The sequence below is a fragment of the Eremococcus coleocola DSM 15696 genome (assembly GCF_000428865.1).
In the GTDB taxonomy this organism is placed as follows: Bacteria; Bacillota; Bacilli; order Lactobacillales; family Aerococcaceae; genus Eremococcus; species Eremococcus coleocola.
Genome location: NZ_AUAT01000024.1, coordinates 26,819 through 37,131, shown reverse-complemented (window position 1 = coordinate 37,131; position 10,313 = coordinate 26,819). Strand labels below are relative to the sequence as shown.

At 40.5% G+C, this 10,313-nt stretch carries 9 protein-coding genes; all 9 read left to right on the top strand.

From position 1 onward, the window contains the following. The first annotated feature begins 434 nt into the window (after window positions 1-434). A complete protein-coding gene (locus tag G396_RS0106660) occupies window positions 435-1,616 on the top strand; it encodes an ABC transporter ATP-binding protein (RefSeq protein WP_028125485.1) in 1,182 nt (393 codons plus the stop codon). Then, a complete protein-coding gene (locus G396_RS0106655; protein ID WP_034907756.1) occupies window positions 1,594-2,574 on the top strand; it encodes an ABC transporter permease in 981 nt (326 codons plus the stop codon). Before G396_RS0106660 ends, G396_RS0106655 begins: the two co-directional genes overlap by 23 nt. 28 nt (window positions 2,575-2,602) lie before the next feature. After that, the gene (locus G396_RS0106650) at window positions 2,603-4,309 is read left to right on the top strand and encodes an extracellular solute-binding protein (RefSeq protein WP_028125483.1); all 1,707 of its coding nucleotides are present in this window, start codon (window positions 2,603-2,605) and stop codon (window positions 4,307-4,309) included. A 112-nt stretch (window positions 4,310-4,421) separates the two neighbouring features. Continuing rightward, window positions 4,422-5,324 (top strand): carbohydrate ABC transporter permease, encoded by a 903-nt coding sequence (locus G396_RS0106645; protein WP_155857424.1) that lies wholly within the window; start codon window positions 4,422-4,424, stop codon window positions 5,322-5,324. Window positions 5,325-5,333: 9 nt separating this feature from the next. After that, on the top strand, window positions 5,334-6,215 hold the full coding sequence (locus G396_RS0106640; protein WP_034907754.1) for a metallophosphoesterase family protein: 882 nt from the start codon (window positions 5,334-5,336) through the stop codon (window positions 6,213-6,215). A 33-nt stretch (window positions 6,216-6,248) separates the two neighbouring features. Next, window positions 6,249-6,902: a YesL family protein gene (locus tag G396_RS0106635; protein WP_028125480.1), complete on the top strand. Its 654-nt coding sequence runs from the start codon at window positions 6,249-6,251 to the stop codon at window positions 6,900-6,902. A gap of 29 nt (window positions 6,903-6,931) precedes the next feature. Next, window positions 6,932-8,296: an MATE family efflux transporter gene (locus G396_RS0106630; RefSeq protein WP_006417897.1), complete on the top strand. Its 1,365-nt coding sequence runs from the start codon at window positions 6,932-6,934 to the stop codon at window positions 8,294-8,296. A 20-nt stretch (window positions 8,297-8,316) separates the two neighbouring features. Then, complete coding sequence (locus G396_RS0106625; protein WP_081683564.1) at window positions 8,317-9,117, top strand: DeoR/GlpR family DNA-binding transcription regulator; 801 nt, start codon at window positions 8,317-8,319, stop codon at window positions 9,115-9,117. Beyond that, window positions 9,114-10,262, top strand: a complete 1,149-nt coding sequence (locus G396_RS0106620; RefSeq protein ID WP_028125478.1) for a haloacid dehalogenase-like hydrolase — start codon at window positions 9,114-9,116, stop codon at window positions 10,260-10,262. The genes G396_RS0106625 and G396_RS0106620 overlap by 4 nt, the downstream gene beginning before the upstream one ends. Window positions 10,263-10,313: the final 51 nt, after the last annotated feature.

Genomic DNA, 10,313 nt, shown 5'->3' with positions numbered 1-10,313 from the left:
TTAGGAAATTCACTATCAGGGATTGAATCAACGAATAAGCTAATGAAACGGGCATCGTGATTTTTAGCGATATCAAAATCTAAATTTAATACTAAAGAACAATCAGATGTGTTATAATGTTTATACATGAAAGCCACTCCTTTAAATGTATTTGTGCTTATTTACATTATATCATGTGAGTGCTTTCATGTTTACTAAAATAATAAAAAAAGGTCATTATCACGATTGCGATAATGGCCTTGTCTTTTTATGGACTGGACTTTTTGCCCAGCCTCTATGTAAAGGTGCCTGGTTTAAACTTTACAAAGTTAACAAAGCAAAACACTCATCTTTACATAAAATAAATCTTTATTTTACATTTGGATGATACAATTTCATATGTAAAACAAACATAAAACAAACATTTGGACTTACTTAAGAAGGAAGTGGATTGTGTGGCTGAGATTAAACTCAAGCATATTTACAAAGATTATAACCTAGATGTTAGGGCAGTGTCAGACTTTAATTTAGATATCCATGATGGCGAGTTTATTGTCTTAGTTGGACCATCGGGGTGTGGTAAATCGACCACCCTACGAATGATTGCGGGGTTAGAGGATATTAGCTCGGGTGAATTTCTTATTGATGGACTGTTACAAAATGACTTACATCCTAAAGATCGCAATATTGCTATGGTGTTTCAGAATTATGCCTTGTACCCAACGATGACAGTGTATGAGAATTTGGCTTTTGGTTTAAAAATGCGCCAAGAAAAATCAGCGACCATTCAAGCTCGTGTTAAAGAAGCAGCTAATATTCTCGGGATTGAAGATTTATTGGACCGGAAACCGGCTGAATTATCCGGGGGACAAAGACAGCGGGTAGCCTTAGGGCGGGCGATTGTTCGCGAGGCTAAGGTGTTTTTAATGGACGAGCCCCTTTCCAATCTAGATGCCAAATTACGGTTTCACATGCGGTCTGAGATTTCTAAATTACATCGGCGTTTAAAAGCTACAACCATTTATGTTACTCATGACCAGACAGAAGCTATGTCGATGGCCTCCCGGATTGTAGTAATGAACCAAGGTTTAATTCAACAAATCGGTACACCTAAGGAAATATATCTAAAACCCAATAATATTTTTGTTGGTCAATTTATCGGCTCGCCAGCAATGAACTTTTTAGAACTAAGTAAAGTTGACCGAAAATGGACACTTGCGGGACAAGCAATCAACCTGCCTAAAGAAATTGACCGTCAATTGTTTATAGCGGGTCAGGATGGCTATCAACCCATCGTAGTCGGACTGCGGCCAGAAGATGTTCATCTGGAAGCTAATCCAAGCCAAGACCAATTGCAGTTATCTATGACTTTGACCAATGCTGAATTGATGGGGTCTGAGACCTTACTTTATTTAGAAAATCAAGCCTACCAGGTAATTGCGAAAGTACAAAGCATGGAGGATTTTGAAAGTGATCAAGAACTCACCATCTGGATTAATTATGATAAACTCCACTTCTTTAATCATGATACTGGCTTAAGGATTCCAGTCGATATGACACAAGATAGCCTAGCCCAGATAAAGGCACTAAAAGGAAATCGTGAGGAGGGTCAAGATGAGTCAAACCTTCATTTATAATGGTCAGGCTAAGACCCAAGCTGAGATTGACCAACATTATCAGCCAAGGAAAAAATCAATTTGGCGGCGCATTCTTAACTATAAGACCTTCTATTTGATGCTCCTGCCTTGTTTGATTCACTATGCTATTTTTTCTTACTGGCCAATGTTAGGCAATATTCTAGCCTTCCGTGAATTCGGCTTTAACACTGGAGTTTTTGGAGGTGACTGGGTCGGTTTCAAATACTTCCGTCAATTTTTTGCAGACCCTCGGTCTAGTCTCTATATCAAAAACACCTTGATTATTTCATTTATGAAATTATTCCTTTACCTACCTTTTCCTATTATCTTGGCCTTAATGTTCAATGAAGTCAAAAAAACTCGCTTAAGAAATTCCATTCAAAGTATTACTTACTTACCTTACTTTATTTCTTGGGTAGTTGTAGTTGGCTTAATGAATGCTATCTTGGCGCCAAATACGGGTCTACTTAACCAATTGATTGGTCATTTAGGGGGAGACCCTAATAAATATTGGATGATGGACCGCTCTTTATTTTACCCTTTGACCTTCCTATCTTATACCTGGAAATCAATAGGATGGGATTCAATTATTTATTTCGCAGCCATTGTTGCTATTTCCCCTTCCTTATATGAGGCGGCAGCCATTGATGGGGCAGGTAAATTACGGCAAATGTGGCATGTGACGATTCCAGGTATTCGAGGAACAATTATCCTTCTCTTTATTATGTCATTGGGATCAATCTTGTCAGCCGGTTTTGATCAAGTCTTCTTGATGCAGAATCCAGGAAATGCAGATGTATCGGAAATTATCGATACCTATGTAGTTCGGGTCGGCTTACAGGGGGGACAATTTGGTTATTCGACGGCAATTAGTTTAATGCAAGGAGTGGTGGGCTTAATATTGACAATGATTGTAAATTGGATTGCGGATAAGAAATTTGATAGTGCAGTTTGGTAGTATAAACAAAAAATTTAGGAGGAAAACCATGAAATCATTTATCAAGAAATTTTGTTTGGGTGTGACAGCCAGTTTATCCTTAGCTTCTGCTTGCTTACCTTTGAACTATGTACAACCTGTCTCTGCTGAAGAAAAATCAGAGAGCTTTATTGCAGATCGGACCATTACCGGCTTGATTTTTGAATCAGCAGGAGATGCTTCTGTTGATATTCCTAAAGAAATTTTGGATGAAATTAAGAAAGAAACCGGAATTACCTTACAATTACAAACTGTGACAGCGGATGATTCTACGACTGCTTTAGCGGCGGGACTTGCTGCCGGGGATTTACCCGATTTTGTCGCTTATTATTTAAATGATTCTGGCCGTCCTGAAATGCAGTTCTTATTAAAGGCAGCTAATGAGGGGCAATTTGTTGATTTGACCCCCCTAATGAAACAAGATGGCTTGCAAGTTTATAACAAGTACTTAGAAAAAGATTATTTACCAACCGATACGCGGGAAAATATTATGTTCCGCCCAGAATGGGATGGGGCATCTTATATCATGCATATGGCCATTGATCGTGAACCCGCTCAAAAACCTGCCAACCCTCAAATTGGTGGACTATACATCCGTAAAGATATCGCTGAAGATTTAAAAGTAGACTATGATTCTGTGAATACTTCAGAAGAAGTATATGAATTAGGTAAAAAAATCAAAGAAAAAGGCTATACGGATGATAACGGGGCTCCGGTAACGGTGTTTGGTCCAACTGTCTGGGGTGGGTCTGAACGTCCTTGGTTATATCAAGATTTAATGTGGACGGGATCAACCGGTGAACCATTTATGGAAGACAAAGATGGTCATATTAAACATGAAGCCCAAACTGACCTAATTATGAAACGGGTCCAACAAGTGCATAAGTACCTTAAAGAAGGTCTTATGAATCAAGAATACTACACCATGGAAGAAAGTCGCGCCCAAGAAGGGGTGGTAAATGGTTCGTTTGCAATCGTGACTGACATTCATTCTTACCGTCCAGAAATTCAAGATGGGTCTTATGTTCCCTTGGCAAGTCTACAAAGAGCCGATGGCAGCGATGATATGGTCTTAACTTATAAATCTGGTTATGCTGGTTGGTCAATTCCAACTACCACCAAAAATCCTGAAGAAGTGATGAAATTCGCCGATTGGTTAGCCAGTCGCCAAGGTAAATTACTCTACTTCTATGGACTTGAAGGCCGTGACTATGAATTAGATGAAGACGGCAACCCAGTTGTTAATCCAGATGTAGTAAAAGAATTTGATGAAAATCCAGACCAAGCTAAGTTAAGAGGCTTCCGTGGTGTCCGGTCATTCTGGGGCGAACACTTAGGCTTTACGGATATGGATAATATGACTGATTTTGGCGAAGCTTCTTGGGGCGATAAAGTTCGGGCTGAATCTGAATCCAATGCGGTTGGTAAGGAAATTGAAAAGTATGTAAATTACGATGAACAATTTGACAATGCCCGTGTCGAAGACGGTTTGTCCGTCCAATCTTATCTCTTTGAATTTGAAGGAGACGAAGGTAAATTAGCGACCGCTTTAGCTCGTTACCAAGAAGATGTCTTACGAATGTACTATGCCCAAAGTGATGAAGAAGCCCAAAAAATTTTAGATGAGTCTAGAGCTAATTTAGAAGCCAATGGTTTAAATGATTTCTTGAAATTTGTGGAAGAAAAACGCGCGAATGGCGACACCATCCGCTTCTAGTAGGCCAGAAGACCGTTAGATTGATTTAAGGGTGCGACATTTAAAAGTAGAGGGGTAGATTTGTTAGCGTGACTGTCTACTACCCCTCACTTTTATTTAAAGGAGTATGAACGTGGAAAGTAAAAGTTTACAGGCCCCAAAATGGGCACGTTTTTTAAATAGTATGATTTTAATCATTTTAGTTATTTTAATCCTGATTCCCTTTTTACATGTCCTGGCAGTTTCTTTTAATGAGGGAGTTGACGCTCAAAAAGGTGGGATTGGTTTCTGGCCTCGGATTTGGACCATTGAGAATTATAAAGAAGTCTTCAAACAAGATAATTTATTAAATGGACTCATGATTTCACTTTTTAGAACAGTAGTGGGGACGGTCTTAGGGATTGGTCTCATGTCCATGGCAGCCTATGCTTTAACTGTAAAAGACTTGCCTGGTCGCCGGTTCTTCACCTTCTTTATCTTCTTTACCATGTTATTTTCAGGAGGGCAAGTACCGTATTATTTAGTCTTAAGTCAATTAAAATTGACCGGTTCAATTTGGGTGTATGTTATTCCTAGTTTATATGCCACTATGAATATCCTGATTCTTCGGACGCAATTTAGTCAGTTACCTTATAGTGTCATTGAGTCTGCGCGGATTGATGGTGCTTCCGAATGGTTAATTTTTCGTAAATTGGTCTTACCTATGTCCAAACCAGTCCTAGCCACGATAACTTTATTTACAGCGGTGGGTCATTGGAACGATTGGTTTGCGGGAACCTTTTATGTGAGGGATGCCAACCTAAAACCGCTAGCAACCTTACTCCAAGAAATGCTAACCCAACAAAGTGCCTTATCAGATATCTTGTTACGGTCTGCTGGGGCAAGCTCCTATGCTGCCTTGGATAAGATTACCGTGACGGGTCAATCGCTTCAGATGGCAACCATCATTGTAGTTTTATTACCCATGATCCTGTCTTATCCTTTCGTGCAAAAGTATTTTGTAAAAGGGATTACGGTTGGATCAATCAAAGAATAGGAGAATAGCATGCGTTTACGACTTAGACCAGATGGATCCTTTCGAATCGTACAATTAACTGATTTACATATTGGCTCCAAGCCCTATGCGGCTGAAGATTATCAGACTTTTGATTTAATTGAGGCGGCCTTCACTAAACTTGATGCAGACCTTATCATGATAACCGGAGATTTAATCTGGAGTCATGGTGTCCCACAAGCCGATGAGGTTTACAGTGAATTATTAGACCGTTTTAACCAATTTGATATTCCGATAGCCATTACCTATGGTAACCATGATGCGGAAGATGAATTTGTCCGTGCTGATTTACGACGGATGGAAGCCAAGCTCCACCATCATGTTCCTAAAATGAATGCCAAGCTAGTGGGAGACCGCCAATCCTATACCATTGAAATCTTTGACGCTGAAGGACGCCATATTGACCACGTCCTCTATGTCTTTGATTCGGGGGCTGATGCGAGTCAACCGGTGGGGATTTATGATTGGATTGCTCCCGACCAAGTGACTTGGTTTAACCAAGTCAGCCGAACCTATTCAGACCGTCCACAAGGTAAGCGTGATTTAGTCTTCCAGCATATTCCCTTACCTGAATACTGGCAGGCAGCTGAAGCAATTGAGACTGGTGAATGTAATGAGACCAATGATATGATTTCAGCGCCTTATATTAATACGGGTCTGTTTGCGTCCCTTTACCTGAGTGGACGCATTGCCGGTGTCTTTTGTGGTCATGACCATGATAATAATTTTGTGGGGACCTATCATGGCATCAAGCTGGCTTATGGTCAAATATCAGGCTATCAATGTTATGGTGACCTTGACCGCGGAGCTAGAATTATTGAACTTAAAGCTGGTCAAATGAAAACTTATACACTTAGCCGAAGTGAATTTTAGGCAGGAAGAACTTATGAAATAAGGAGGCAGACAATGACTGGAAAAAAGATACAGACTTATAGTGACTGGTTGATTCGATTAGTGGGACTGAATTTTTTATGGTTACTATTTTCTGGCTTAGGTTTAGGTTTTCTGGGGATTTTTCCCGCAAGCTCAGCTCTTTTTGCTTGTTTACGTGATTACCACCGCCAGGGACAAATAAAAGTCTGGCTTCGTTTTAAAGACCATTTTCTAGCTTCTTTATTTACAAGTAACCTTAAAGGTTATAGTTTGCTTAGTCTAATTGCCTTGCTCTGGATCGATTATCGTTGGCTTTTGAGTCAAAGAAGTTTGTTGACGTATTTGTTGGCCCTTGTTTTATTTTTGGCTTGTTTGATTTCTTGTTTAGGATTACTATTTTTCTTTGCCTTAGATGTCCACTACCAAGTGAAATTTAGCGCAGCAATTTTGAATCCTTTTCGCTTCATCTGTTCCTATCCTAAGACCAGCTTAGCCATTTGTGGCAGCTTACTACTTTGGTCCCTCGTCTTATATTTGATTCCTGGATTGGGACTCTTCTTGGGTATTTCTTTACCGACAAGGATAATTTCATATTGTGTTCAAGTTCAGTTAGTAAAGCTTGATGGAGGACAGGTAGGGCATCTTTTACAAAAGCACGAAAAATATGACAAACTTTATTATTTATAAAGTGTTGATAGGAGTAAGGAGACTCAGCCATGGGTATAAGAAACAAGATAAATTGGAAAAAAGCCAGAAGCCCTGAAAAGAATTTCTTCTATTCCTTGTTGTTTCCCTTGATTTTGGAACAATTATTAGCCATGGTCTTGGGCAATATCGATGTGGTGATGCTGAGCCAGTATAGTGATTCAGCAGTGGCGGCTACGGGTCTAGCCAACCAGTTAATAAATGTGGGCCTGATGGTGTTAGGGGTGGCTTCCTTGGGGTCTGGAATTTTACTCATGCAAGCTGTGGGTGGTAAAGACCCCAAGCAGGTGGTGGCTATTATTCAAAATAGTCTATTCTTATCTTTCTTAATTGCAGTCGTCATGGCGGTTCTGTTTTCCTTATGTGGCAAGCAATTACTGATTTGGATACAAACACCACCACCGCTCCAAGCCCATGCTTATCAGTATTTAGTCTTGATTGCCCTATCTTTAATTTTCCAAGCTATGATTACAACTTTATCTACAATTTTAAGGGCCCATTTAATGGTCAAAGAAGCCATGTATGTCGCAGTCGCAACCAATATTGTGGGTATTTTAGGTAATTCCATGGTGCTCTTTGCCCCATATTCTTTCTTAGGCAGAGGTATTCAAGGGATTGCAGGGGCAACCATCCTGGCTAGGGTCTTTGGCATGGTTGTTTTAGGCTATTATTTTTATCGAAATATTTCCAAAGGGCGGTCAGAGTTTGTTAAAATTAAATATAATAAACACATATGTTATTTAATCATAAAGTTAGGTTTTCCCTCCGCCTTGGAAAACATATCCTATACAGTCTCACAAACAGTGATCACGGGTATTATCGCTTCTTTTGGTGTCCTTATTGTCACTAGCAAAATTTATACTCAAAATATAACGGCTTTAGTATTTACCCTAGCTGCTGCAATTGCACAAGCGAGTCAAATTGTGATCGGACGTTATATTGGTAGTCAAGCCAAGGAGGAAGCAAAAACTTTTGCCCTAAAAGTCTTAAAGCGAGCGATTATGCTTGGCTTCGGTATTTCAGTCATTTTAGCCTTATTATCTCCTTTGATTGTGGGCTGGCTAAGTCCAAATGAAGAAATTAGAGAAACGGTCATACTTTTGGCATATTTGAGTATCCTACTAGAACCAGGCCGCTTAGCCAATGAAATTATAATTAGTGCCCTAAATACTGCAGGGGATGTCCGTTTTCCAACCTATCTTTCCATAGTGTTTACCTTTATTTTAACCATCCCCTTGGCTTATTTATTTGGTAGAGTCTTCGCTTGGGGCTTGGTGGGAATTTGGTGGGTATTCATTATTGATGAATGGTTCCGTTTTGTTATCCTCTTAAGACGGTGGCGACTTGCAGAGTGGCAGGCGATTGATTTAATTTAAGGGCATAGAAAGTGATAGGAATGAGTATGAAACAAGAAGTAAGAATAAAAGATCAAAGACATCAATTAATTCTGCAAGAGTTAACCAAAGAGGGAAAAGTATATGTCAGTCAAATGGCACAAGAATTTGGTCTGACACCAGAGACTTTGCGGCGGGATCTAAGTGAACTTGAAGCTGGTGGATTACTGGAGAGGGTTCATGGAGGTGCGGTTAGTAAGCCCGCTCCACTTGAATTAGCCTTTGAAAAGAAAAAACAAGTGAATCAGGCCGAAAAACAAGCTGTCGCACAGGCCGCAGCCCAACTAGTGCAATCGGGTATGACTTTGGCGGTTGATTATGGGACCTCAACCATGTATATCGCGGATTATTTAAAGGATATAACGAATTTAACCATTGTGACAAATTCTTTAGCAGCGGCCTTGCATTTTAATAAGGCTATTGAAGAAGACCGAGTCCAAGGACAAGTGATTATCTTGCCGGGAGTTACCAATCCTTATCAGTTAGCGATTAAAGGGTCTTATACGATTGAGTTTTTGGCCAATTTCTCTTTTGATTTGAATTTTATGTCTTGTGGCGGCTTAAGTGCGAGTGGAGTTTATGATTATGATATGGAAGAATCACATGTCTCCCGTCAAATGGCGCAAGCAAGCCAAGAAGTGGTCCTAGTGGCAGACCATAGTAAGTTAGGGAAAAAGTTAATGGTTGAAATTTGTACAATCAAGCAAGTGGATTTGATTCTATGTGACTGTCCTAAACCAGCAGGATGGGATTTATCTGACACCTGCTGGCAGACAGTCTCTGGGTTAGGAGTGGAATTGTGAACCAATTATCAAAAAGAAATTGGGAGAGTTTTAATTTTAAACGGATTAAAGAAGTCTTAAATTTAGCTGGACAAACTCCAGTGGCAAAGGGTGATAATCAGAAAAATTATATGGTTTTTGACTTTGATGAGACCTGCTTAATGGGAGATATCGAAGACCATTTTTTCCTTTTCCAACTTGAAGGCCTCCATTATCAAATGAGCCCCCCGCAATTTAAGGATTTGATTAAGCTGGACCAAGAATTTTATCGTCCATGCTTGCAAGAAGTAAATAAGGTGGGCTTGCCTGACTTAGTCACAGACTTGATAGAAGCTTATGCTTATCTCTATGACCATTTCATTAAAGACAGGCCAGACCGGACACTGGAGCATTTGAAAGCTTTGCCCATTTACCAATCCTTTCGTGCTAAAGCCATGGTCTATTATCAAGCAATTCATCGGATGTTAAAGCCCCTACCAGGCCAAAACTACCCAACTTATTGGTTTGCTGGCTTTACTCAAAATCAAATCCAAGCCTTGTGTCAGCAAATGTTAACCTGGGCGGGTTTCTATGATGCTCAGCCTCAAGCTAAAGCCATGACTTACCAGACTCATCCGGCCTGGTTAGGCCAGAGCGGCGCCGTTCAAGCGAGCTTTGTAAAAGGCTTGGCCCCTTACCCTGAGATTGCCGACCTGATGGCTTGGGCCAAGCAGAAGCAGATTGATAGCTTTATCGTTTCAGCTAGTCCAGCTTGTTTGGTGGCATCAATCGCTTCGCTGCCTCCTTATGCTCTGCAAACAGACTATATCTTTGGAATGGCGCATACCTGGCAAGGAGACCGGGTTCTTTCAAAAATCGCAGAAGATCAACCTTTGACCTATCAAGCAGGTAAAAGCCAGGTGATCCAAGACTACATTGCCCCTGATTATCAGGGGCAAGGACCGCTGGCGGTTTTTGGGGATTCCATGGGTGACTATCATATGCTAACGCATTTTGCTGATACCCAAGTGAGTTTGCTGATGAACCGCGACTTACTTGACCAAACCCAGACCTTAGTGGCCCGAGCCCGTCAACAGTATGGGCAAGCCCAGGCCCGCTATCTCTTGCAAGGCCGGGACCAAGAGAAACGTCGACTGAGACCCAGTCAAGAGACCATTGGCGACTAAGAAAAATTCAACTAGGCTATTTTTGTATGTATTATTTTTCCTAATAAAGTC